Source organism: Hungatella hathewayi WAL-18680 (assembly GCF_000235505.1).
In the GTDB taxonomy this organism is placed as follows: domain Bacteria; phylum Bacillota; class Clostridia; order Lachnospirales; family Lachnospiraceae; genus Hungatella_A; species Hungatella_A hathewayi_A.
Genome location: NZ_JH379027.1, coordinates 1,122,857 through 1,146,407 on the forward strand (window position 1 = coordinate 1,122,857; position 23,551 = coordinate 1,146,407).

At 50.2% G+C, this 23,551-nt stretch carries 23 protein-coding genes and 1 pseudogene; 21 read left to right on the forward strand and 3 right to left on the reverse strand.

Annotation, left to right across the window (positions count from 1 at the left end; genetic code table 11):
• Positions 1 to 19 precede the first annotated feature (19 nt).
• A complete protein-coding gene (locus tag HMPREF9473_RS05135) occupies positions 20 to 1,834 on the forward strand; it encodes a sensor histidine kinase (RefSeq protein WP_138669906.1) in 1,815 nt (604 codons plus the stop codon).
• Positions 1,806 to 3,317, forward strand: a complete 1,512-nt coding sequence (locus HMPREF9473_RS05140; protein WP_006779003.1) for a response regulator transcription factor — start codon at positions 1,806 to 1,808, stop codon at positions 3,315 to 3,317. Before HMPREF9473_RS05135 ends, HMPREF9473_RS05140 begins: the two co-directional genes overlap by 29 nt.
• Before the next feature lie 24 nt (positions 3,318 to 3,341).
• Here HMPREF9473_RS05140 and HMPREF9473_RS26715 read toward each other — a convergent pair.
• Positions 3,342 to 4,745, reverse strand: a pseudogene (locus HMPREF9473_RS26715) (amidophosphoribosyltransferase); the annotation flags it as partial.
• 308 nt (positions 4,746 to 5,053) lie between these two features.
• Between HMPREF9473_RS26715 and HMPREF9473_RS05150 the strand changes: the two are divergent.
• The 11 genes from HMPREF9473_RS05150 to HMPREF9473_RS05190 all read left to right on the forward strand — a co-directional run bounded on the left by HMPREF9473_RS05150 (position 5,054) and on the right by HMPREF9473_RS05190 (position 12,809).
• Positions 5,054 to 5,785, forward strand: coding sequence for an amino acid ABC transporter ATP-binding protein (locus HMPREF9473_RS05150; RefSeq protein ID WP_006779004.1), 732 nt, complete (start codon positions 5,054 to 5,056; stop codon positions 5,783 to 5,785).
• A gap of 42 nt (positions 5,786 to 5,827) precedes the next feature.
• Positions 5,828 to 6,772, forward strand: a complete 945-nt coding sequence (locus HMPREF9473_RS05155) for a transporter substrate-binding domain-containing protein (RefSeq protein WP_006779005.1) — start codon at positions 5,828 to 5,830, stop codon at positions 6,770 to 6,772.
• A 37-nt stretch (positions 6,773 to 6,809) separates the two neighbouring features.
• A complete protein-coding gene (locus HMPREF9473_RS05160; protein ID WP_006779006.1) occupies positions 6,810 to 7,544 on the forward strand; it encodes an amino acid ABC transporter permease in 735 nt (244 codons plus the stop codon).
• Positions 7,538 to 8,200: an amino acid ABC transporter permease gene (locus HMPREF9473_RS05165; protein ID WP_006779007.1), complete on the forward strand. Its 663-nt coding sequence runs from the start codon at positions 7,538 to 7,540 to the stop codon at positions 8,198 to 8,200. The genes HMPREF9473_RS05160 and HMPREF9473_RS05165 overlap by 7 nt, the downstream gene beginning before the upstream one ends.
• A gap of 71 nt (positions 8,201 to 8,271) precedes the next feature.
• Positions 8,272 to 8,868 (forward strand): AAA family ATPase, encoded by a 597-nt coding sequence (locus HMPREF9473_RS05170; protein ID WP_006779008.1) that lies wholly within the window; start codon positions 8,272 to 8,274, stop codon positions 8,866 to 8,868.
• A gap of 178 nt (positions 8,869 to 9,046) precedes the next feature.
• Positions 9,047 to 9,196: a hypothetical protein gene (locus HMPREF9473_RS27220; protein ID WP_157140199.1), complete on the forward strand. Its 150-nt coding sequence runs from the start codon at positions 9,047 to 9,049 to the stop codon at positions 9,194 to 9,196.
• Between the two features lie 250 nt (positions 9,197 to 9,446).
• The gene (gene tyrS / locus HMPREF9473_RS05175; RefSeq protein ID WP_006779009.1) at positions 9,447 to 10,670 is read left to right on the forward strand and encodes a tyrosine--tRNA ligase; all 1,224 of its coding nucleotides are present in this window, start codon (positions 9,447 to 9,449) and stop codon (positions 10,668 to 10,670) included.
• Positions 10,671 to 10,811: 141 nt separating this feature from the next.
• Entirely contained in the window at positions 10,812 to 11,003 is a 192-nt protein-coding gene (locus tag HMPREF9473_RS28050; protein WP_006779010.1) for a hypothetical protein, read from the forward strand.
• Positions 10,996 to 11,280 (forward strand): GNAT family N-acetyltransferase, encoded by a 285-nt coding sequence (locus HMPREF9473_RS28055; RefSeq protein ID WP_242830777.1) that lies wholly within the window; start codon positions 10,996 to 10,998, stop codon positions 11,278 to 11,280. Before HMPREF9473_RS28050 ends, HMPREF9473_RS28055 begins: the two co-directional genes overlap by 8 nt.
• Positions 11,281 to 11,553: 273 nt before the next feature.
• Positions 11,554 to 12,501 carry a hypothetical protein gene (locus tag HMPREF9473_RS05185; protein WP_006779012.1) on the forward strand — a complete coding sequence of 316 codons (948 nt, stop codon included), beginning with the start codon at positions 11,554 to 11,556 and terminating at the stop codon, positions 12,499 to 12,501.
• Positions 12,502 to 12,554: 53 nt separating this feature from the next.
• The gene (locus HMPREF9473_RS05190) at positions 12,555 to 12,809 is read left to right on the forward strand and encodes a hypothetical protein (protein ID WP_006779013.1); all 255 of its coding nucleotides are present in this window, start codon (positions 12,555 to 12,557) and stop codon (positions 12,807 to 12,809) included.
• Positions 12,810 to 12,888: 79 nt separating this feature from the next.
• Here HMPREF9473_RS05190 and HMPREF9473_RS05195 read toward each other — a convergent pair whose 3' ends face one another.
• The gene (locus HMPREF9473_RS05195; RefSeq protein ID WP_006779014.1) at positions 12,889 to 13,443 is read right to left on the reverse strand and encodes a manganese efflux pump MntP; all 555 of its coding nucleotides are present in this window, start codon (positions 13,441 to 13,443) and stop codon (positions 12,889 to 12,891) included.
• A 725-nt stretch (positions 13,444 to 14,168) separates the two neighbouring features.
• On the opposite strand from HMPREF9473_RS05195, the gene aspS reads away from it, so the two are divergent.
• From aspS to HMPREF9473_RS05220, 5 genes are read left to right on the forward strand one after another with little or no spacing between them, the layout of a single operon-like run.
• A complete protein-coding gene (aspS, locus tag HMPREF9473_RS05200) occupies positions 14,169 to 15,500 on the forward strand; it encodes an aspartate--tRNA(Asn) ligase (protein WP_006779015.1) in 1,332 nt (443 codons plus the stop codon).
• A 35-nt stretch (positions 15,501 to 15,535) separates the two neighbouring features.
• Complete coding sequence (gene gatC / locus HMPREF9473_RS05205; protein ID WP_006779016.1) at positions 15,536 to 15,829, forward strand: Asp-tRNA(Asn)/Glu-tRNA(Gln) amidotransferase subunit GatC; 294 nt, start codon at positions 15,536 to 15,538, stop codon at positions 15,827 to 15,829.
• A gap of 10 nt (positions 15,830 to 15,839) precedes the next feature.
• A complete protein-coding gene (gene gatA / locus HMPREF9473_RS05210) occupies positions 15,840 to 17,360 on the forward strand; it encodes an Asp-tRNA(Asn)/Glu-tRNA(Gln) amidotransferase subunit GatA (protein ID WP_006779017.1) in 1,521 nt (506 codons plus the stop codon).
• On the forward strand, positions 17,361 to 18,800 hold the full coding sequence (gatB, locus tag HMPREF9473_RS05215) for an Asp-tRNA(Asn)/Glu-tRNA(Gln) amidotransferase subunit GatB (protein ID WP_006779018.1): 1,440 nt from the start codon (positions 17,361 to 17,363) through the stop codon (positions 18,798 to 18,800).
• Between the two features lie 31 nt (positions 18,801 to 18,831).
• The gene (locus HMPREF9473_RS05220; protein ID WP_034858799.1) at positions 18,832 to 20,139 is read left to right on the forward strand and encodes an aminotransferase class I/II-fold pyridoxal phosphate-dependent enzyme; all 1,308 of its coding nucleotides are present in this window, start codon (positions 18,832 to 18,834) and stop codon (positions 20,137 to 20,139) included.
• Positions 20,140 to 20,142: 3 nt separating this feature from the next.
• Here HMPREF9473_RS05220 and HMPREF9473_RS05225 read toward each other — a convergent pair whose 3' ends face one another.
• Positions 20,143 to 21,450 (reverse strand): metallophosphoesterase, encoded by a 1,308-nt coding sequence (locus tag HMPREF9473_RS05225; protein ID WP_006779020.1) that lies wholly within the window; start codon positions 21,448 to 21,450, stop codon positions 20,143 to 20,145.
• A 145-nt stretch (positions 21,451 to 21,595) separates the two neighbouring features.
• Here HMPREF9473_RS05225 and bilQ point away from each other — a divergent pair, with 145 nt between their 5' ends.
• The 3 genes from bilQ to HMPREF9473_RS05240 are packed head-to-tail and all read left to right on the forward strand — an operon-like array spanning position 21,596 to position 23,471.
• On the forward strand, positions 21,596 to 22,048 hold the full coding sequence (gene bilQ, locus HMPREF9473_RS05230; RefSeq protein WP_006779021.1) for a bilirubin utilization transcriptional regulator BilQ: 453 nt from the start codon (positions 21,596 to 21,598) through the stop codon (positions 22,046 to 22,048).
• Positions 22,020 to 23,120 (forward strand): bilirubin reductase, encoded by a 1,101-nt coding sequence (bilR, locus tag HMPREF9473_RS05235; protein WP_006779022.1) that lies wholly within the window; start codon positions 22,020 to 22,022, stop codon positions 23,118 to 23,120. Before bilQ ends, bilR begins: the two co-directional genes overlap by 29 nt.
• 21 nt (positions 23,121 to 23,141) lie before the next feature.
• Entirely contained in the window at positions 23,142 to 23,471 is a 330-nt protein-coding gene (locus HMPREF9473_RS05240) for a hypothetical protein (protein ID WP_006779023.1), read from the forward strand.
• Positions 23,472 to 23,551: the final 80 nt, after the last annotated feature.

Genomic DNA, 23,551 nt, shown 5'->3' on the forward strand with positions numbered 1-23,551 from the left:
AGGGGGGGGGGGGATTGCTTTGCAGAAATATAAATTTCAGCGCCAGATATTGGTGAGAAATATTGTCGTGATAGTCATCGTCATTATGGTGTTAACCGCGTTTGCCTTTGGATATCTGGTTCGAATGAATGAGAAGGCATTTCAGGAACAGACAGATATCCAGGTGCGCGGGATTGCCTCGCAGATTGACAGCACGCTGCAGATGGCCGATGAGGTGGCCCTGCAGCTTGCTGCAAACAGCTATATCATCGGAGCTTTTGAGCAGATAACGAAATACCAGGGCAGTGAAAATTACTTTGTGGACCACGCGGCCTTAGACTACCAGTTAAAGCAGTTTATGATGTCCTACACGCTGAAAAGTAATTCCATCGGACGAATCTGTCTGCTGAGCAATAACCGGGATTTAACTTTTGTCGGGAGGGCGGCGGATTACGGTTATCTGGAAAAGGACTGCCGGGATGAACAATTTTTACAGGAAATGGAGACGTATTTTCGGACACCGGGTAATTCCCGGCTATTTTTCGTTCATGAACAGGACCCGTTTTCCGTGTCGGAGGACCCGCTTGTGTCCGCAACAAGGCAGATTCAAAACTATCAGTTGATTCCCTCCCGTGGACTGGGATATGCGCAGGCCCAGATTCCCATGAGAAGTCTGGCCCAATGTTACTCCATTCTGGATGACGGGGTGGAAGGATATTTACAGAATACAAAAACAGGAACCATTCTCTATTCCCAGAACGGGGAGAGGAACTTAGAAGAGCTGGAGGAAATCCTGGCTGACAATGCAAGGGTATGTTACCGCAGTGTCTACCACAACGCGGAGGTGCTTCCGGATTATGGGCTCCGGGTGATCCTTGTTGCGAGGAACCGGAATCTCGTCGGCAGTATGATGTCCACGCTGATGTGGATGGTGCTGCTGATTGTCTGTGTGGTGAGTGTCATCTGTATTGGACAGATGCAGGTGATTAAAAAGACGACGGAGCCGATTGTCCAGCTGTGTGATATGGTGGAGACGCTGCATGCGGATGAGAACCTCCAGGAGATTCCCACGATTGTGTCTGTGGAGGATAATGAACTGAGGCAGTTGAACCTGGCCTTCGGCGAGCTGGTCAAAAACTTAAAGCTCTCCATGGAGAAAAATATGACGAGCCAGATTAATGAGCTCCAGACTCACATGTTTGCCCTGCAGTCCCAGATGAACCCGCATTTTATACACAATATTTTAAATGTAATTTCCGCTATGGAAGGAACGGAGGAGGCGGACAAGATTCCTGAGATTTGTGAAAAACTCTCGGATATGATTCGCTACAACACCGTGTATGAGACAAACTATGTGACCATCGAGGATGAAATCAGACATGCGGAAAATTATCTGGAGCTGATGAAGGTGCGCTATGAGAATAAATTCCAGTACTCCATGGTATATATTGGGGAAAAGAGAACCTGCACGATACCCAAATTCATTATCCAGCCCATTCTTGAAAACAGTTTTACCCACGGGTTTAAAAAGAAGGAATTTCCCTGGCTGCTAGATGTCCAGATTTATCTGTCCGATGAAAACTGGGAGATTACCGTCCGTGACAATGGGTATGGGATGAGTGAGGAGCAGGTAAAGGCGTTGAAGGAAGAACTGGATGCCATGAAAGAAAAAGCGGTCCCGGAGCTGATGCAGGAGTTAAAGATTGGGGGACTGTCCATCAAAAATATCTTTATCCGTCTGTTTATCGCGTATGGGGACGAGATGATATTTGATGTGCAGGGCAGACTGCGGGAAGGGATAAAAATCACATTAGGAGGGAGTATTCATGATACGGGTAATGGTAGTGGAAGATGAACCGCCGATTCAGAGAAGTATCTGTCAGAGAATTGTAAAACTGAATCCCAATTTTGAGATAGCGGCCACTGCGGACAACGGAAAAGATGCCATTGCCTGGCTTTCCTGCCACGAGGTGGATGTGCTTTTTGTGGACATCAATCTGCCGGTGGTCAATGGCCTTGGAGTTTTGGACTATATTACGGAAAACGGCATGCATGTCATACCGGTTGTCCTGAGCGGTTACAAAGACTTTGAGTATGTCAAGCGGGCGTTTACCAACCATGTGATTGATTATCTGCTAAAGCCGCTTAAGGAAAAGGAATTGGAAGCGCTGCTCCAGCGAATCGAAAGCATTTACCGGAAATCCCGTTTTGAGGAGAGTGCCCAGGAGCTGGAGGAGGCCCTTGACGGGGAGAGAGCCGGGGCGAAGGATAAAACAGAGAGGGACAGCGCTTACTGTATGATGCTGTTAATCTTTGGCAATTCTCACGGAGGACTGGCGGCCGATGAGCTGAATGCCAGTGAAATCTACCGGGATATGAATCTGGAGGGAGTTATCACTTCCATGATTTCCAGGGAGGCATTCTGGATTATTGACGGGAAGCAGGTCAATGAGAAACTGATTTTTATCCGGAGGAGCAAAGAACTGCCCATCGACAGGCTGAACCGGATTCCGGGAGCCCTAGAAAAGCGGAAATTTCCGGTGACCGTGGTTTATAACAAGGAGCCGGTAAAACTTCAGGAGATTAATTCCATCTACCGCCAGATGCGAAACTATGCCAGGGAACATATGATTTTTGCAAAAGATGCGGTGCTGATGTTTTGTGGGAATAATTTAAAGCCGGAAAGCTGGAATCAAAAAGAGAAGATTGATCAGATGATCTATCACTGCCGGCAGAATCCAAACGCCGATACGGTGTTTCGGGAATTTAAGAGACTGCTTGCGCTGGTGACGGAACGGCCGGTCAGATATAAAGATGCGGTCTATGCGCTCAAATATTTCATGTCAAAGCTGTGCGGGGAGCTTCCGGGCAGGAGAGAGTACTTTGAGCTGGAGGATTCCCTTCAATTTATTTTTGATAATTTTTATTCGGCCGATGAAATTGAGACGGAATTCCGGTTTCTCATAAAGGAAATCTTCGATACCGCGCAGCGGGGATGCAGGGATAAGAAGCAGCTGGCGGATGAGATAAAAGCATATCTGGACGCCAATTATCGGAAGAACATCACCAATCAGGTGCTCTCGGAGCAGTTCGGATTTGTGGCCTCCTACTTAAGCAGTATCTTCAAGGAGTACTATCAGCTGACTCCCAGCGATTACATGATTCAAAAGAGGATGGAGACGGCGAAGTATCTTCTGGCAAATGAAAATGGAAAGATAAAGGATGTGGCAATAATGATTGGCTATGAGGACCCGCTTTATTTCTCCAAGGTATTCAAGCGCTATTTTGGAATGAGTCCCAGGGAGTATACCGGGCATATCGAAGCCCCAAAGAGCTGATATCTCTTTGGGGCCACTTTTTATTTTTTCCCTACTCCAGCAATAGGTGCAGAGCTTGCAGGGAGAAACGCCGATGGACGCAACCAGGTCGTCCAGGCGGTGGTAGCGGAGGGTGGTGAAGTTCAGCATTTTGCGGATTTCTTCCACCATCTCTTTATAATTCTGGCTGTCCGGGTTGGCGTAGTCGGCCAGGATGTCGTCGGGGACGTTGTCGCCCTCCCGCTCCCGGATGATTCTTCTTGTGATTAAGTCCAGCTCGGAGTTGGAACGGGAGAAGTTTAGGTAGGGGCAGCCGAACATCAGCGGCGGGCAGGCCGGGCGGATGTGGACTTCCTTAGCTCCGCTCTGGTAGAGAAACTCGGTGGTCTCCCCAAGCTGGGTGCCCCGGACGATGGAATCGTCGATGAGCAGCAGGCTCTTGTCCCGGATTAAGGCATCCACGGGTATCAGCTTCATGCGGGCAATTAAGTTCCGCTGGTTCTGGCTCTGGGGCATGAAGGAGCGGGGCCAGGTGGGCGTGTATTTGATGAAGGGCCGTGCAAAGGGAATGCCGGATTCATTGGCGTAGCCCACCGCGTGAGCGATGCCGGAATCGGGGACACCGGCCACGATATCGGTTCTCACGTCATCCCGTTTCGCCAGCATTTTCCCGCATTCGTAGCGCATGGTCTCCACATTGATTCCCTCGTAGGTGGAGGTCGGATATCCATAGTAAACCCAGAGGAAGGAGCACATCTTCATCTCCTCCCGCGGAGGCGCCATCTGCTCCACACTCTCCGGAGTTATGTAAACTATTTCCCCAGGCCCCAGTTCTTTATAATCCGAGTATCCCAGGTTGATGTAAGCGAAACTTTCGAAGGAAACGCAGAAGGCGTCCTCCTTGTATCCCACCATAATGGGTGTCCGTCCCAGACGGTCTCTGGAGGCGTAAATTCCCTCAGGAGTCAGAATCAGAATGCTCATGGAGCCCTCGATCTGCTCCTGGGCATACAAAAGTCCCTCGGTGATCGTCGATTTCTGATTAATCAGAGCCGCCGTCAGCTCCGTCGGGTTGATGCGTCCGCCGCTCATCTCCAGGAAATGGATGTGGCCGTTCTCGTAGGCACGCTCCACAAGGGCCTGCTGGTTGTTGATTTTCCCCACGGTAGTGATGGCAAAGCTGCCAAGATGAGATTGAATTAAAAGAGGCTGCGGCTCATTGTCGGAAATGCAGCCGATGCCGATGGTTCCCTCCAGCTCGTCCAAATCTCCGTCAAATTTGGTACGGAAAGGAGAATTTTCAATATTGTGAATGGAGCGCGCAAATCCATTTGCCCCGTACACGGCCATGCCGCCCCGCTTGGTACCGAGATGAGAGTGATAGTCCACCCCGAAAAACAAATCCAGCGTACAGCTGTTTTTTGATGCTACACCAAAGATTCCACCCATTCGATTTACCTCATTCTATGTTGTTTCTTTATGGTCTCTGTTATCGTGTGTCTGCCTGTCATATAAAAATCACCTATTATCTTAACATAAAGAGAGGGGCGGGGACAATGAAACCGTATATTAAATATTCTTATGAGTTTTAAGAAGCAAGTTTTAAGAAGCAGCGAAAAAATACTTGACTTTTGCGTGAAATATTTTTATAATAAGCACCATCAATGAAATGATAAGAGCGAAGGCGCTTAAGAATGTTGAATTCTTAAGCGCCTTTTGGCGTTTTATAACAATGCTTCGGGAAAGGTGGAGGGAAGATGACGGATATGGTAAAAGTGGAACATTTAAAGAAAAACTTCGGAGATTTGGAAGTGTTGAAAGATATCAGTCTGACGGTGAAAGAAGGAGAGAAACTTGTCATCATTGGGCCTTCCGGCTCCGGAAAGTCGACATTTATCCGGTGTATCAACTATTTGGAGGAACCGACTTCCGGGAAAATCACTGTGTCAGGAACGGAAGTGACCAGAAAAAATCATCTGGAGATGGCGAAAAAATATTCCTCCATGGTATTCCAGCAGTTTAATCTCTATCCGCACTTGACGGTGGTTGAAAATCTGACACTGGCGCCCATGAGGCTTCAGCATATTCCGAGAGAACAGGCCATAGCAGATGCCATGAAGTGCCTGGAGCGGGTGGGGCTGAAGGATAAGGCAGGCAGTTATCCGGTTCAGCTGTCCGGAGGGCAGCAGCAGAGGGTGGCGATTGCCAGAGCCCTGTGTACGAAGCAGCCGCTGATTCTGTTTGATGAACCGACCTCGGCCCTGGACCCGGAGATGGTGCAGGAGGTCTTGAATGTGATGGTGGAGCTGGCGGGTGAGAATATTACTATGATATGTGTTACACATGAGATGGGATTTGCAAGGCAGGTGGCGGACCGGGTGATTTTTATGGATGGCGGTTATATTCTGGAGGAAGGCACGCCGGAACATTTTTTCGAGGCGCCGGAGCATGAGCGCACAAAGGCGTTTTTAAGCAAGATTCTTCATTAGGAATCCTGCTTGAAATAAATTTTAGAAAGAGGAGGCAATATTATGAAAAAGAAAGTTTTGGCTATGGCGATTACGATGGCGGTGACAGCGGCTTTAAGCGGCTGCGGAAGTACTGGCGGTACGGCTGCGGCAGAGACAACAGCCGCTGGGACTACCGCAGCGCAGACTGCAGATACGACAGATGAGGCACAGGATAAAACCAGTGGAGCGGATACGGATGGAAGTGATACGGCAGCCGCTGACGGCCAGGTGACTGCGGATGTACAGAAGATTATAGACAGAGGCGTGCTGAAGGTGGGATGCAAGTCCGATATTCCGAAGTTTAGTCTGCAGAATACGGCCACGGGAGAGTATGAGGGATTTGAAGATGATTTGGCATATGAAATTGCGGGCGTTATCTTTGGATGTACAGCGGATGAGGCCAGGGAAAAGAAACTGGTGGAGTTTCAGGGCGTGACGGCCAAGACCAGAGGACCTCTTCTGGAAAATGGTGAGATTGATTTGGTAATCGCAACCTTTACTATCACGGACGAGAGAAAGGAAACCTACAATTTCTCGACCCCATATTACACAGACGCGGTGGGACTTCTGGTGAATAAGGATTCCGGCATACAATCCATTGAGGATTTGGATGGAAAGGTGATTGGCGTTGCCCAGTCTTCCACGTCGAAGGATGGATTTGAGGCTTATGTGGCGGAAAAAGGCCTGAGTGTAAAACCGGAATTTCAGGAATTTGACGGTTATCCGGCACTGGCACAGGCGCTGGCGACAAAACAGATTGACTGCTTCTCCGTTGACAGGGCTATTTTAGCCGGCTATGTGAATGACACCAACCTGATTCTTGAAGACCGCTTTGCAGAGCAGGAGTACGGTGTGGCTTCCGCTAAGGATAACGCCGGGCTGGCAGCTCTGGTGGAGGAGAAAGTATCCGCTATGCTGAAAGACGGCTCCATGAAAACGCTGCAGGATACATGGGGACTTCAGTAATAAGGATAGAAAAGAAAGATAGAAAAGGAAGATAGACATGATAAAGGGTCTCTTTGAAGGAAGAAGATGGAATGCCCTGATTGAGGCATTTCCGGAATATTACATACCGGGGTTTCTGATGACGCTGAAGATTTCTCTTGTGGGACTTTTAGTGGCGCTGATTCTGGGGCTGGTGTTTGGGATGTTTTCCACATCAAAATGGAAGCCGTTTTTGATTCTGTCCAGAATTTATGTGGAATTTATCCAAAATACGCCTCTGGCGCTGCAGGTCATGTTCTATTATATGGTGCTGCCGATGGCATTTTCCTCCACCGGGTATCGTATTCCCAAGTTTGTGCTGGGGGTAATCGGTGTGGGAATCTACCACGGCGCTTATATTTCGGAGGTCATTCGGACCGGAATTGAGGCGGTGCCAAAAGGGCAGGCGGAGGCCGCGGCATCCCAGGGATTTTCCTATTTACAGACCATGCGTTTTGTGATTCTTCCGCAGACCATCCGGATTATCATGCCGCCGCTGGCAAACCAGGCGCTTAATTTGGTGAAAAACACGTCGATACTTGCCATGGCGGCAGGGATGGATCTGATGTATTTTACGGACTCCTGGGGAGCGGACAGAGGATTTTTTGCACAGGCATATCTCACCAGCGCGCTGATGTTTTTTGTCATCTGCTTTCCGCTGGCCCGGCTGGCCCGGTATCTGGAAATCCGCTCTATGCGGCTGCCCGTATCGAAACAGATAGAATTACAGGTGGAGGAGGAAGTGTCATGTTAGCATTATATAATCAAAACTTTACGCCTGCGAATGTCACGTTTATGTTAAAAGGGCTGCGTATGACCGTGGTGATAGCGGTTCTGGCAGCGGTTATCAGCATGGCGGCGGGGACGGTTTTGGCTCTGGTCCGTACCTATGCATCGGGACCGTGGAAGTGGCTTGGCGGGCTGGTGGCGGCCTATACGGAGTTTTTCCGGTGTACGCCGAATCTGCTTTGGATTTTGTGGATTTATTTTACGGTGAAAGGAAATAAGACAGTGGTGTCCGTATTTGCCATCAGCCTGTTTACCTCCGCGGTTATGGCTGAGATATTCCGGGGAGGATTGAATGCCATCCCCAAGGGACAGTTTGAGGCGGCCAAATCCCAGGGGTTTGGTTTTGGAAAAACGCTGTGGTACATCGTGCTTCCCCAGATGTATAAAAAAGTGATTCCGGCGCTATTGAGCCAGGTTATCACGGTTATCAAGGACACTTCTTTCCTGAAAATGGTGGACGTGGCAGAGTTTATGAGAAACTGTGGCGTGGTGATGGGCAGCATTTATGATATTAGGGGTATGCTGATGCTGTTTGCTTTTGAGGCGCTGTGTTATTTTATCATCTGCTTTACACTGAGCTGTGTGGTCCGGGCGTATCAAAAAACGATTGTAACTGCATAGTAACCGGTTCTGCGTGCGAAGCGGTGAAGAGAAATCGTAATAGTACTGTAATGATCCAGGGAGGAACTGATATGGAGAAATTTATTCTGACAATTACCAGAGAATTCGGAAGTATGGGGCGTTCGATTGCCCGTGAACTGTCGGAGATATTGGGAGTAGAATTTTATGACAGGGACATTGTGGAAGAAGTGTCACGTCAGCTGAATATGCCGGTAGCTGCCATCAGTGACAAGGAGGAGAAAGCGAAACATGGTTTCCTCCCCCGTATGTTTCCGCTGGGGACAGAGGAGGAGTATGTTCAAGATATGATATTTGAGGCACAAAAGGAGATTATCAGGGATTTGGCGGGGAAATCCAGTTGTATTTTGGTAGGACGCTGTGCCGATTTTGTGCTGGAACAGGAGAAACATGCGATTCATATTTTTATCTATGCACCATATGAAAAGCGGCTGGAGAACTGTGTCAATATTCTGGAAATGCAGGAGGGAGAGGCAAGAAGGATGATTCTCTCGGTTGATAAAGCCAGGCGGGCATATCACAAGAAATATGCGGGATATCTGCCGGAAGATACAAGACATAAGCAGCTGATGGTGGATTCTTCGCTTTTGGGTGTGACAGGGACGGCTGAGATGATTGCAGGGATTGTGCGCTCACTGTATGGAGGGTGATGGGCTGGTTGATGGCGCTGGCTTATGATACTGGCCGATACTGGCTTACGGTGCTGTCTGTCCAGATACGGACCTGGTCTGCCAGTCCGGAACGGCATTTGTCAACGGATTTTTAGGAATCGGCTTGACAAATCGGAGTGAATTCAATATAATGGCTTTAATTTCATGAGTAAAAGCGATGATAAGAAGAAGTAGCATTTCGCAGCAGCACACAGAAAGCAGCCGGGTGATGAGAGGCGCGTGGAAAGCGGAGTGTGAATACATCTTTGAGCTTCACACGGAACGATTGCCTGTGGCTGGGAGTTTTTTTGCTGGCTGGGCGGTTTAGTAGGCTGTGACGGATTCCTGCACACGTTATCGTGCTAGAGTATGGAGGTTTCGTACTCGAAGAGACAGCCGGATGTGAGTCCGGTTGTGAACTTAAGGTGGTAACACGAGAGCTTGTCTCGTCCTTTGGAGGACGGGGCTTTTTTGTTTTTATAAATTTATCGTGGCGCCAGTGCAAAGAAGATTATCACGTTTAAAAGTGAAAGAGAAGATAGACTGAGACAGATTAAAAAGAAAAGGAGATTGGAAACATGACATGTTACGACGAACTGGTTGCCCGCGGTCTGATTGCCCAGGTGACAAATGAAGAGGAAATCAAGAAGATGGTAAATGAGGGAAAGGCCACGTTTTACATCGGTTTTGACCCGACGGCGGACAGCCTCCATGTAGGGCATTTCATGGCCCTGTGTCTGATGAAACGGTTACAGATGGCCGGGAATAAGCCGATTGCGCTGATTGGCGGCGGTACCGGGATGATCGGCGACCCATCCGGCAGAAGCGACCTTCGCCAGATGATGACGCCGGAGATTATCCAGCACAACTGTGACTGCTTTAAGCAGCAGATGAGCAAGTTCATCGACTTTTCCGATGGGAAAGCTCTGATGGTGAACAATGCCGACTGGCTGTTAAATTTAAATTATGTGGAATTTCTCCGCGAGGTGGGAACCTGCTTTTCCGTCAACAACATGCTGAGAGCCGAGTGCTACAAGCAGAGGATGGAGAAGGGACTTAGCTTCCTGGAATTCAACTACATGATTATGCAGAGCTATGACTTTTATGAGTTATTCCAGAGATACGGCTGCAACATGCAGTTTGGCGGCGATGACCAGTGGAGCAATATGTTAGGCGGCACCGAGTTAATCCGCCGGAAGCTGGGCAAGGATGCCCATGCCATGACCATCACCCTGCTGTTAAACTCCGAGGGCAAGAAGATGGGCAAGACCCAGTCCGGAGCCGTGTGGTTAGACCCCAACAAGACTTCCCCGTTCGAGTTCTACCAGTACTGGAGAAATATCGCCGACGCCGATGTGCTGAAATGCCTGCGGATGCTCACCTTCCTGCCCATCGAGCAGATTGATGAGATGGACAAATGGGAGGGCAGCCAGCTGAATACGGCCAAGGAGATTCTCGCATACGAGCTGACCAAGCTGGTTCACGACGAGGCTGAAGCCAACAAGGCCCAGGAGGCCGCCAGAGCCCTGTTCTCCGGCGCCGGAAGCCTGGAAAACATGCCGAGCCACCAGTTGACAGCCGACGATTTTACGGACGGAGCCATTGATATCCTGGCAGTCCTGCAAAAGTCCGGCCTTGCCCCATCCCGCGCCGAGGCAAGACGCAACGTGGAACAGGGCGGCGTTTCCATCAATGGAGAGCAGGTGAAGGATATCAAGAAAATGTTTACGGCGGAAGATTTCGGCGGTGATGGAATGGTTGTGAAACGTGGGAAGAAGAACTTTATGAAGGTGACTTTATAAAGACGGTTATAAAAGAACAGATTTTAAACGAAATAGAAATAGAAAGTGGACAGCGGCAGACTTGTAGTAGCGGAATACTAGCGAAGTCCGCCGCTTGTCTTTCATCTGGGATAAAATCCCGGGAGATGGGAGGATGGTAAGATGGCGTTACAGTTACAACTGGCGGCGGCAGAGGATGCGGCCCGCATTTGGAATATGCAGAAGATAGCCTTTCAAAAGCTGCTCGACAAATATCAGGATTTTGACACCAGCCCGGCCAATGAACCGCTAGGAAAAAGTGAGCGGGCGGCTGGCGCAGAAAGGGCGGTACTACTATTTTATCAAAGTGAATGATGAGATTGCCGGTGCGGTCAGTATAACGGACAGAAAGGACGGCAGCCCCAAACGCCTCGCCCCCATTTTCCTCCTCCCCCAGTACGAAGGCCAGGGATTGGCGCAGGAGGCCATCCGCGAAGTGGAGCGGATTCATGGCAGTCATACATGGGAGCTGGATACGATACTGCAGGAGGAAAAACTGTGTTATCTCTACGAGAAGATGGGATACAGGAAGACCGGGGAACTGACACCTGTCAACGATAGAATGACGCTGGTGTTTTATGAAAAAGAGTGATGGTATCAGTTGATTTATACGACAGATTATGATATGCTTAACACATTCATCTGTGGCAGTTCATCTGCCATATGTATCATGTCAAGAGTTGTTCACATACTGACAGGTTCGTCAGTGATTTCATGGAACTGGTTATGGGAAAGAGAATTCTTGCATTTTCATGGTACGCCGGATATAATGGAGTTAAGTGAAGAAGTCTGTTTGTCCTGTAAACCGTGAATGTAAAAATACGTTCTTTTCCAGGCTGTTGTTGGAATGGGAAAGGAAGGTTTTATGGGGCAGAAAGATATCGCCCTGGTGCGATTTTTTGAAGATCAGGGGCGCTATGCAGATTTAATTAACGGGTTTGTGTTTCAGGGGAAACAGGTTGTCTCGGAAGAGGACGTCCAGGAACTGGATTCGAGGGTTACCGGAGTATTCGGGAGACTTAGAAAAAGGTTTATGGTACAGAAGTACCGGGACTGTGTGAGACGGGTTGTGTTTGGAATGGATATTGCCGTCGTCGGCATTGAGAATCAGGATAAGGTGCATTACGGAATGCCGGTGCGGGTGATGATGGAGGATGCGGCGGACTATGATAAGCAGCTGCGCCAGATTAGACGTTTTCACCGGAGAAAGCGGGATTTGCGTGGCGACGAGTTTTTGAGTGGATTTGCCAGAGAGGATAAGATACATCCGGTGCTTACCATCTGCATTTATTATGGCAGTAAGCCTTATGATGGGGCGAAAGAACTGTATGAGATGATGGAGTACCAAAATTTTCCGGAGAACCTGAAATATATGCTGAATAATTATAAGATACAGGTTTTGGAAATTAGGAGTTTGGAAGATATTGACCGTTTTAAGACTGATTTGCGGGAGGTATTTGGATTTATTCAGCGTGCGGGGGATAAGGAAGCAGAGAGAGCGTTTACATTTGAAAATGAAGAGAAATTTAAGCTGATGGATGAAGATGCGTTTGATGTCATCACCGCATTGACCGGTTCCGTTGAATTGGAAAGCGTGAAAGATGCATGCCGTGAAGAAGGAGGGAAAGTTAATATGTGTGAGGCAATTAAAGGAATGATTGAGGATGGGAGAGAAGAAGGAAAGAGGGAAAAAGCCTATAAAACTGCCAGTAATATGTATATCCGGGGATTTTCCGCCCTGGAGACGGCAAGCCTTCTGGAAGAAAGCCTGGAGACGGTAACAGCATGGTATGAGGAGTGGGCCAGAAAGTAAACAGATCATGCAGACAAATCAGAGAGTCAGACAGAGAAAGGAAGGCGGGCATTATGATAACTGTGTTTAACCGGCGGGAGGTCTATACGACGTTTGACATGAAGAAATTTAATGAGATTCGGACCTGTCTGGAGCAGGCGGGGATTGAGTATACATACCGGACCGTTTCCCAGAACGGCAGCGCCGGCATTGCTCCCAATAACCGGAGCCGGATGGGGAGTATTGGGGTGAATCTGCAGAAGGATTTGGAGTATCTGGTTTATGTGAAAAAGTCTGATTATGAGAAGGCGCTTCATGTGTTGAAATAGACTGTGATGCAAAGATTGGCGGCCCCTGGAATCCCAGGGGCCGTTGTGTATACAGGCATCCATCTGTCTATAAAAATATCTAAAACAAATGTTCCATCAATATCTTAATTCCCATCAAGATCAATATGGTTCCCCCGGCGAATTCTGCCTTGGATTTGTACTTACATCCAAACACGGTGCCGACCTTCACCCCGACCATCGACAGCACAAACGTGATAACCCCAATAAAGGAAACGGCCGGGACAATATCAACCTGGAGAAATGCAAATGTCACTCCCACCGCCAGTGCGTCAATGCTGGTGGCAACCGCCAGTATCAGCATGTCCTTAGCGGCCACGGAGGCATCACAGGATTCCGATTCCTTATTCAGAGACTCTTTTATCATGTTAAATCCAATCACCCCCAGCAGAATAAAGGCAATCCAGTGGTCAATCGAAGTGATGGCCTCCTGAAACTGGGAGCCAAGGGCGTACCCAATCAGAGGCATTCCCGCCTGAAAACCACCAAAATAAAGTCCCACAATAACGGCATTTTTCACGTTCCACCGGCACTGTGACAGACCCTTGCAGATAGACACTGCAAACGCGTCCATGGACAAACCTACGGCAATGAGAAACAATTCGAAAAGTGACATGTGATATCCTCCTGATAAAATCTTCTTATGGTATGATGCCGGATGAGGTAAGTAAGTATATGAATCAGCGTATAAAAAAAGACCTACCTGCAGCCGGAAAACTGCAGATAAGTCTCATTATTTAAAATAAAGCCAGATATGTTCCATATCAGTATGTTGACCTTATTACACGCAAGAAGTGCTAACTACTCCCTTATCTTTCAGCTATTCTATAAAAGTTCTGGCGTCTTGTCAAGAAAAATTCTCAAAAAGTTGAAAATTAGGTCTTGCAAATCGAAAATGATTGTGATACTATTATGGAAATTCAAATTCGTATCCGTGGCGTGAACGGTTGTCTTTGCACGACGGACATGATGAGGAGAATGGCTGAGAAAGAGACTCTGACCGAAAGGAACCTGACAGGAAGAGGGCGTCACCGACTGAGAGCGCCGTCATGGGGGAAGAGGTTAAGGGAACACTCTGGAGCTGGTATGTTGAACAGGAACTGGCTGTGCGGTATTTGGAGATATTGAGAGAGGCGCAGCGAAGTTTAAGTAAGCATATCCGTCGGCACACGTTACGTGCGAGAGTGGGGGTTTGTGTTTTTAAAAAGACCTCAATGCGGGTGGTACCGCGGGAATCAGATGTTGTCCCGTCCCGGAATATGTAACAGTATTCCGGGGCGGGTTTCTTTTTGCCCTTCCTGGAATCGGAAAACTATTCATGAAGGTAAGGAGAAATGCGCAATGGAATTTATCAGTGGAGTGAGAGAGAAGGAAACAGTGTGTATCCAAAGGATTCTGGAAGGAGACCTGGTTGGGGAGTCTGTGAAAATGAATGGCGCGGTGCATACCATTCGGGACATGGGCGAGGTTGCGTTTGTGATTCTCAGAAAGGCTGACGGCCTGGTACAGTGTGTGTACGAGGCGGGCGTGACAAAATTTGATTTAAAGAACTTAAAAGAGGAATCGGCAGTGGAAATCACCGGGACGGTGGCTCCCGAAGAGCGGGCCCCTCACGGGTTTGAGATTCGGCTGAAGGACATCCGGGTGCTGTCCGAGCCGGCGGAGGTGATGCCCATCGCCATCAGCAAATATAAGATGAACACGTCCCTGGAGACGAAGCTGGCGCTGCGGCCCATCTCCCTTCGGAATGTGAGGGAGCGGGCCAAGTTCAAACTTCAGGAAGGCATCGTGAGAGGATTTCGGGATTACTTACACGGAAAGGGATTTACGGAAATCCGCACGCCGAAGATTGTGGCCCGCGGCGCCGAGGGCGGCTCCAATGTATTTAAACTGGATTACTTTAACAAGAAGGCGGAGTTGGGGCAGAGCCCCCAGTTTTATAAACAGACTATGGTGGGCGTCTATGACCGGGTATTTGAGGCGGCGCCGGTGTTCCGGGCGGAGAAGCATAACACCACCAGACATTTGAATGAGTACGTGAGCCTGGACTTTGAGATGGGGTATATTGACGGGTTCGAGGACATTATGGAAATGGAGACCGGTTTTCTGCAGTATACCTTTGAGCTGTTGGAGCGGGAGTACAAAAAAGAACTTACGATGTTAAATGTAACGCTTCCCAACGTGGACAAAATTCCGGCCGTGCGGTTTGACAAAGCTAAGGAGCTGGTGTCCCAGAAGTACCACCGGACCATCAGAAACCCCTATGATTTGGAGCCGGAGGAGGAATTGCTGATTGGACAGTATTTTCAGGAGGAGTTCGGAAGTGATTTTGTATTCGTCACCCATTATCCTTCCAAAAAACGACCGTTTTATGCCATGGATGACCCGGCGGACCCTAAGTTTACCTTGAGTTTTGACTTATTATTCCGCGGCCTGGAGGTGACCACCGGAGGCCAGAGAATCCATGATTACCGGATGATTCTGGAGAAAATGGAGAAACGCGGCATGGACCCGGCGGATATTGAGTCCTATCTGATGATATTTAAGTACGGAATGCCGCCCCACGGCGGTCTGGGAATTGGGCTGGAGCGTCTGACCATGAGGCTGTTAGATGAGCAGAATGTCCGGGAGACAGCATTGTTCCCACGTGACGTGACACGCCTGGAGCCATAAAGTGCACAGGAACGATCAGAAAGAGAGGGAAGAAGATGGCAAACGTAATCAGTGATGAAACAATCGAGTACGTCAGCATACTGGCAAAACTGGAACTTTCAAAGGAGGAAAAGGAAAGTGCCAGAAAAGACATGGGTCAGATGCTGGATTATTTTGATAAATTAAATGAATTGGACACTACCGGGGTGGAACCCATGTCCCATGCATTTCCGGTGTATAATGTATTCCGCGAGGATGTGGTGACAAACGGGGATGAGCGTGATGACATGTTGAGGAACGCGCCGGAGAGCAAAGAGGGAATGTTCAAGGTCCCGAAAACCGTAGAATAGGAGGACGGCTATGAGTATCTTATCATTGACTGCCGTGGAAATCGGCAGAAAGATAAAGGCGGGGGAAATCACCGCGGTGGAAGCCACAAAAGCTGTCCTGGAGCAGATTCGGGCATTGGAACCACAGGTGCACTCCTATGTGACCGTCGATGAGGAAGGTGCGCTAAAGCGGGCGGAGGAAGTGCAGAAGCAGATTGATGACGGGACACTGACAGGGCCTCTGGCCGGCGTGCCGGTGGCGATAAAGGATAACCTGTGCACGGAGGGACTTTTGACCACCTGCGCTTCCAGGATTCTGGAGAATTTCGTCCCCAGCTACACGGCGGAGGCGGTCCGAAACCTGGAAAAAGCCGGAGCCGTGATACTGGGAAAGACCAACATGGATGAGTTCGCCATGGGAAGCACCACGGAGACATCGGCCTATGGCGTCACCAGAAACCCGTGGAATTTAGAACATGTGCCCGGCGGTTCCTCCGGCGGCTCCTGCGCGGCTGTGGCGGCAGAGGAATGTTTCTACGCGCTGGGCTCCGATACCGGCGGCTCCATCCGCCAGCCCAGCTCCTACTGCGGTGTGGTGGGCATTAAACCGACTTACGGAACCGTTTCCCGGTATGGGCTGGTGGCCTACGGCTCCTCACTGGACCAGATAGGTCCCATCGCTAAGGATGTGACGGACTGTGCCACGATTTTGGAGGTGATCTCTTCCTATGATAACAAGGACAGCACTTCGGTGAAACGTGATGATTATCAGTTCACCTCCGCTCTGGTGGATGATGTAAAAGGAATGAGAATTGGAATTCCCAGGGATTATTTTATAGAAGGACTGGACAGCGGCGTGCGGGATGCTATCCTGGCAGCGGCGGATACCTTTCGGAAAAAGGGTGCTGTCGTGGAGGAGTTTGATTTGGGCCTGGTGGAGTATGCTGTTCCTGCTTACTACGTGATTGCCACCGCTGAGGCCAGTTCCAACTTATCCCGGTTTGACGGTGTGAAATACGGGCATAGGGCAAAGGAGTATGAGGGACTTCACAGCATGTATAAGAAGAGCCGCTCCGAGGGATTCGGCCCTGAGGTGAAGCGGCGGATCATGCTGGGCTCCTTCGTGTTAAGTTCCGGCTACTATGACGCCTATTACCTGAAAGCATTGAAAACGAAGGCATTAATTAAGAAGGCATTTGACCGGGCGTTTGAAAATTATGACGTCATTCTGGCGCCGGTGGCTCCGACCACCGCGCCGAAGCTGGGCGCCTCCCTGACCGACCCGATGAAAATGTATCTGGCTGACATTTACACCATCTCCGTAAACCTGGCTGGTCTGCCAGGTATGACCGTGCCCTGCGGGAAGGATAAAAATGGATTGCCGATTGGACTGCAGATCATCGGAAACTGTTTTGATGAGAAAATAGTAATCCGTGCCGGGTATACCTTTGAGCAGACCAGAACCTACGAGGCGCCGGCATTTGCCGGAAGGGACACAGAGGGCGCAAACGACGCAGCGGCCACAGACCAGGCAGAAACGGAGGGCAGATAGATGAGCAGACAGTATGAGACCGTCATCGGTCTGGAGGTTCACGTAGAACTTGCCACGAAAACAAAAATCTTCTGCGGCTGCTCCACCGCGTTCGGCGGCGCGCCCAACACCCACACCTGCCCGGTGTGTACCGGTATGCCGGGCTCCCTGCCGGTATTAAACAGACAGGTGGTGGAATATGCGCTGGCGGTGGGGCTTGCCACCAACTGCGGCATTAACCAGTACTGCAAATTTGACAGAAAGAACTATTTTTACCCGGATAATCCACAGAACTACCAGATATCCCAACTCTATCTCCCCATCTGCCACGACGGCTGGGTGGAGATTGAGGGAACCTTCGGCAAGAAAAAAGTAGGCATCCATGAGATTCACATGGAGGAGGACGCCGGAAAGCTGATTCACGATGAGTGGGACGACTGCTCCCTGGTGGATTATAACCGCAGCGGTGTGCCGCTGATTGAGATTGTGTCCGAGCCGGATATGAGAAGCGCCGATGAGGTGATCGCCTATCTGGAGAAGCTGCGCCTCATCATCCAGTATCTGGGCGCCTCCGACTGCAAGCTCCAGGAGGGCTCCATGCGGGCTGATGTCAATCTGTCCGTCCGGGAGGTGGGCGCGCCGGAATTCGGAACCAGAACCGAGATGAAGAACTTAAACTCCTTCAAGGCCATTGCCAGAGCCATCGAGGGGGAGAGGAAGCGGCAGATAGAACTTCTGGAGGAAGGAAAGCGGGTCGTCCAGGAGACCAGGCGGTGGGATGACAACAAGGAATCCTCCTATGCCATGCGCTCTAAGGAGGACGCCCACGATTACCGCTATTTCCCGGACCCGGATTTGACGCCGGTGGTCATCAGTGACGAGTGGCTGGACGAGGTGAGGAAACGCCAGCCGGAGCTTCGCACGGAAAAACTTCTGCGCTACGAGCAGGAATTCCAGATTCCCAGGTACGATGCGGAAATTCTCACCGGTTCCAAGCCTATGGCGGACCTCTTTGAGGCGACCACCGCCATCTGCAAAAGGCCGAAGGAAGTATCCAACTGGCTGATGGTGGAAGGCATGAGGCTTCTGAAAGAACAGGAGATGGATCCGGAAGAGATAAAATTCTCTCCGGAAAACCTTGCAAAATTAATTCAGTTGGTGGATAATGGTACTATTAACCGCACGGTAGCCAAAAACGTGTTCGAAGAAATCTTTACATCCGACATCGACCCGGAGGTCTATGTGGAAGAAAAGGGCCTGAAGGTCGTCAATGACGAGGGGGCGCTGAGAAAGACGGTGGAAGATATTGTGGCGGCCAATCCGCAATCCGTGGAGGATTACCATAATGGCAAACAGAAGGCCATGGGCTTTCTGGTGGGCCAGACGATGAGAGCCATGGGCGGGAAAGCAGACCCTGTCATGGTAAACAGGATACTCGCAGACATTTTAGATAAAATATAAGGAGAATCAGATGAGGAGGAAAAAAAGCAGTATGAAACCATTTGCAGAGATGACAAAAGAGGAGTTACAGGAATTAAGGAAGCAGCTGCATATCCAGTACAAGGAATTTCAGGGAAAAGATTTAAGACTGGATATGTCCAGAGGAAAGCCAAGCACAGAGCAGCTTGATTTATCCATGGGTATGATGGATGTACTCAGCAGCAAGGATGATTTGACCTGTGATGACGGAACGGACTGCCGCAACTACGGCGTTCTGGACGGTATCAAGGAGGCTCAGGAGCTGCTGGCCGATATGATGGAGGTGGCGCCCGACCACATTATCATTTATGGAAACTCCAGTCTGAATGTGATGTACGATACCGTGGCCCGTTCCATGACCAACGGCGTGATGGGAAGCACTCCCTGGGGCAAGCTGGATAAAGTGAAATTCCTCTGTCCGGTACCAGGATATGACAGACATTTTGCCATCACCGAATATCTGGGAATTGAGATGGTGAATGTGCCGATGACACCAACCGGTCCCGATATGGACATCGTGGAGGAACTGGTGGCCAATGACGATACTATCAAGGGTATCTGGTGTGTGCCGAAGTACTCCAACCCACAGGGCATCTCCTACTCCGACGATACGGTACGCCGTTTTGCCCGCCTGAAACCGGCTGCTCCGGATTTTAGAATCTACTGGGATAATGCTTACACCATCCATCATCTGTATGACCATGACCAGGACCATTTAATCGAGATTCTGGCGGAGTGTAAGAGAGCCGGAAATCCGGATATGGTTTACAAATTTGCATCTACCTCCAAGGTCAGCTTCCCTGGTTCCGGTATCGCGGCAATCGCGGCGTCCCAGAACAACCTGGAAGATATTAAGAGACAGATGAAAATCCAGACTATCGGCCATGACAAGGTGAACCAGCTGCGCCACGTGAGATTCTTCGGGGATATTCACGGCATGGTGGAGCATATGAGAAGGCATGCGGATATTATGAGACCGAAGTTCGAGGCGGTTATCTCGATTCTGGAGAGAGAGCTTGGCGGGCTTGGCATCGGCACCTGGACCAATCCAAAGGGTGGATATTTCATTTCCTTTGATTCTCTGGATGGCTGTGCGAAGGCGATTGTGGCCAGATGTAAGAAGGCAGGGCTGGTGATGACCGGTGCCGGCGCCACTTATCCATACGGCAAGGACCCTCACGACAGTAATATCCGGATTGCACCGTCCTATCCGCCACTGTCAGATTTGATGCTGGCGATGGAATTGTTTGCGCTCTGTGTGAAGATTGTGAGCATAGATAAACTGCTGACTGAGATGAACAGCCAGCAGCAGGGAAATTAAATATCAGTATTTGATGAGGAGCGAGTGGGAATCCACCGCTCCTTTTTGCTGCAATAAATAGTCCAGCCACTCGCTGTATTTGGACTTGTCCTGATACTGCTGCCAGATACGGTAGTCGTCGGAGGCTAAGTAGTCTTTGCCGGTGTCGCGGATGAGGCCGTCGGAGGCATCCATATAGATTTTGCTCCAGAAGGATTCCAGACGGTTAAAATCCCCGCCGGTAATGCCGAGGGCGCGCAGCATGCCGCCTACCAGACCCTCGGCAGTCTTCTGACGGCAGGCCCGGGAGTAATCGGAAAAATGCAGCAGCTCCTCCTCACCGGAACCCTGTGCCGCCGCCCAGCCCTCCATATCCAGAGAATGGGTGCGGCAGGCGATGGAGCGGGTATCCGGGGTGACGGTAATGTCAGTCCAAAGATTAGGATAATCAGCCGGCATCCCGCCGGTAATCTCATAGAAGGAACCACCGTGGAAAGTGGTCATAGCCGTGTGCTGTTTGTGAAGATGGCCGCTGATGTTGAGTGGAACCTGATGCATTTCCAGCAGGGATAACAGGGCGTCCCGGTTCTCAAAAGGGGACATCTGGTTGTACTGGGGGGAACTGTGTCCCAGCAGGTTGTGGTGGGATGACGTCACAATGACGGCGCCCGCCTCATCCGCCTGCTCTAACACATGCTGAACCCAGGATAAGGTGTCATCGCTGACCCCGCCGTAGGTGTTGGAAATGTTGGTGTCAAGCATCAGAAGCCAGAAGCTGTCCGTGAGCGGAGCCACGTAGCTTAAGGAGGCCGTGTCTCTCATGAGAGGCGTGGCGTAGCCGTAATCGGCATAGAGTTTTGCAAATTCCTCCTGTGAGACCCCCTTCAAATCATGGTTCCCGGGTATGACCAGGATACGTGTCCCCTGACTTTTGGCCAAATCCAGTTTTTTTATCAGGGCTTCATGCTCGTTTCTCAGCCCATTGTTGGTTAAATCCCCGCACAACAGCAAAACATCCGGCTGCCGCCCAACCACTTCCTCTAAAAGGCAGTCGGTCAGCTGGCTGATATACTTCATCTGTGGAATCAGCGAGCTGGCGGCGTCGGAGACCTCCGGCTGGTAATGAAGGTCGGTGGCCATGGCGATGTGGAGCGGTTTGGTGGATACGGTATCGGCGGCAGCCGTGGTATTGGTATTTTTGGCGACGGTTCCTGAGGCAGCCACCCCGGAAGACGTATCTGAGAACATGCCTGCGGTATCCGATGAAGCGGCGGCACAGCCGCCCAATATTAGCATGAGAATAAGGCTGGATAGAACTGTTTTTATCTTCATGATTCTCCTTAAAAATGGATAATAATAGTAATTATTATCAATATATAATAAAATGGAGTGGAAGTCAACCAAAACAATAAAAAATAGTTGACAAAGTCATGTAATTGCATTATACTTGACCTAGTCAACTAAAGGAGGGATGGAAATGTACGAGCAATCGCTTGCTTTTTTTACTACATTATTAAATAAAGATTTTACGAACTACTGCAACCGGCGGCTGGCGGAGGCGGGGCTTTTGCAGGGGCAGTTGTATTTTATCCTGTATGTGGGGAAGCATCCCGGATGTGCGCCTAAGGAGCTGGCAAAGGGGCTGCGGATGGACATCGGGCATACGACCAGGTCGCTGGTGAAGCTGGAGCAGGGGGGATTTCTGGAGCAGGAGTCCAACCCGGATGACAGGCGTGCCCATATTTTGCGGCTGACGGAGAGGGGAGAGGCGGCATTTCGCCTTAGCCATGAACTGTTTGCCCAGTGGGATGAGATGGTGCTGGACGGTTTTACGGCGGAAGAGAGAGAGCAGTTGATGGGGCTTTTAAAGAAGACACTTCACATGGAGGGAGGAATGCCCTGTGTACGAAACAATATTCAGTCCCGTTAATCTGGGCGGGCTTGTGTTGAAAAACAGGATTATCTTTGCTCCGACAACCCTGGGGCTTGGGGGAGAGGCGCTGGAGGAGAAGATCAGGAAGATTGCTGCCGGCGGCTGTGCCATGATTGTGATTGGGGATGTGCCGGTGTCCGGCCGTGGCGCTCATTCCCTCTATGGCAAAAAGGGGTTTGCCCATTATGAGAAGCTGTGTGAGGTGATTCACCAGGAGGGCTGTCTGGCCTGCGCCCAGCTGCATCAGTCAGACAGCAATATTAAGGGAATGCTCAAATACATTCCCGGTGTGCTGACGAAGAGAATCACCATGGAGGAGCTGCGCCCGCTGTTGAATCAGCAGGTGGGAACGTACATCACCAATATGCCGGAACAAAAGGTTTCATCCATCGCATCGTCTTTTGGCGATGCGGCGGTTTTGGCGAAGAAGGCCGGATTTGACATGATTCAGGTCCATGGAGACCGGATGTGCGGCAGCTTTTCTTCCCAGGTGTTCAACAGCCGGACAGACAGCTACGGCGGCAGCCCGGAGAACCGCGCCAGGTTTGCCGTGGAAGCGGTGTCCGCGGTGCGCAAGGCCCTGCCGGACATGCCAATCGACTACAAACTGGCGGTGCGCCAGGAATCCCCTCATTATGGAAATGCGGGAGTACTGTTGGAGGAACTGCCGGTGTTTGTGCCGCTGCTGGAGCAGGCGGGTGTAACCAGCTTTCATGTGACGCTGGCGAACCATGCCAAACTGACGGACACCATTCCGCCGGCGGACCACGTTTATTTTTCGGAGGAAGGATGTTTCCTGCACTACTGTGACGTGGTGAGAAAGTACACGAAACTGCCGCTGACCGGTGTGGGCGGACTGACCAACCCGGATTTCATCGAGCAGCAGCTGGCCACGGGACGCATCGACTGCGCCGCCATGAGCCGCCAGCTTCTGGCAGACGCGCAGTGGCCGGACAAGCTGATGCAGGAGCAGGGAGAATCCATCCACCGCTGCGTCCGCTGCAACCGGGAATGCCTTGGCGGGATACAGCAGCACAAGGGGGTTCACTGTATCTATGACAACAAATAAAAGAAAAGGAGAATCATCATTATGACAAAGGGAACAAAAATCTGGCTCTGGTGTGCGCTGGTTCTGTGCGCGCTTACAACAATCTTAAACGCGGCCTCCGGCCGCTGGCTGTCCGTGGCGATTGCCGTGGTATCTTTGGGCGGCCTGTGTGTCCTGCTGTTTACCCAGAAAAAATGGGGCTTCATCCTGATGTGCATCTGCTATATCCTGTCATTTTGCAACGGCGTCTACCAGGGCGTCATCGGAGAGAGCGGCATGGTAGCAGCCATCGTGATGTCCTTCATCGGCTCAGCCCTGGTGCCGGTGGTGACATACTTATTCCTGCGTAAGAGCTGGAACGAATTGAAGTAAATACATATGAAATTCAGAATGGAGCTGTAAAAGAGATGCTGTCAAACCGGTATACTGGGTTTGACAGCATCTCTTATTTT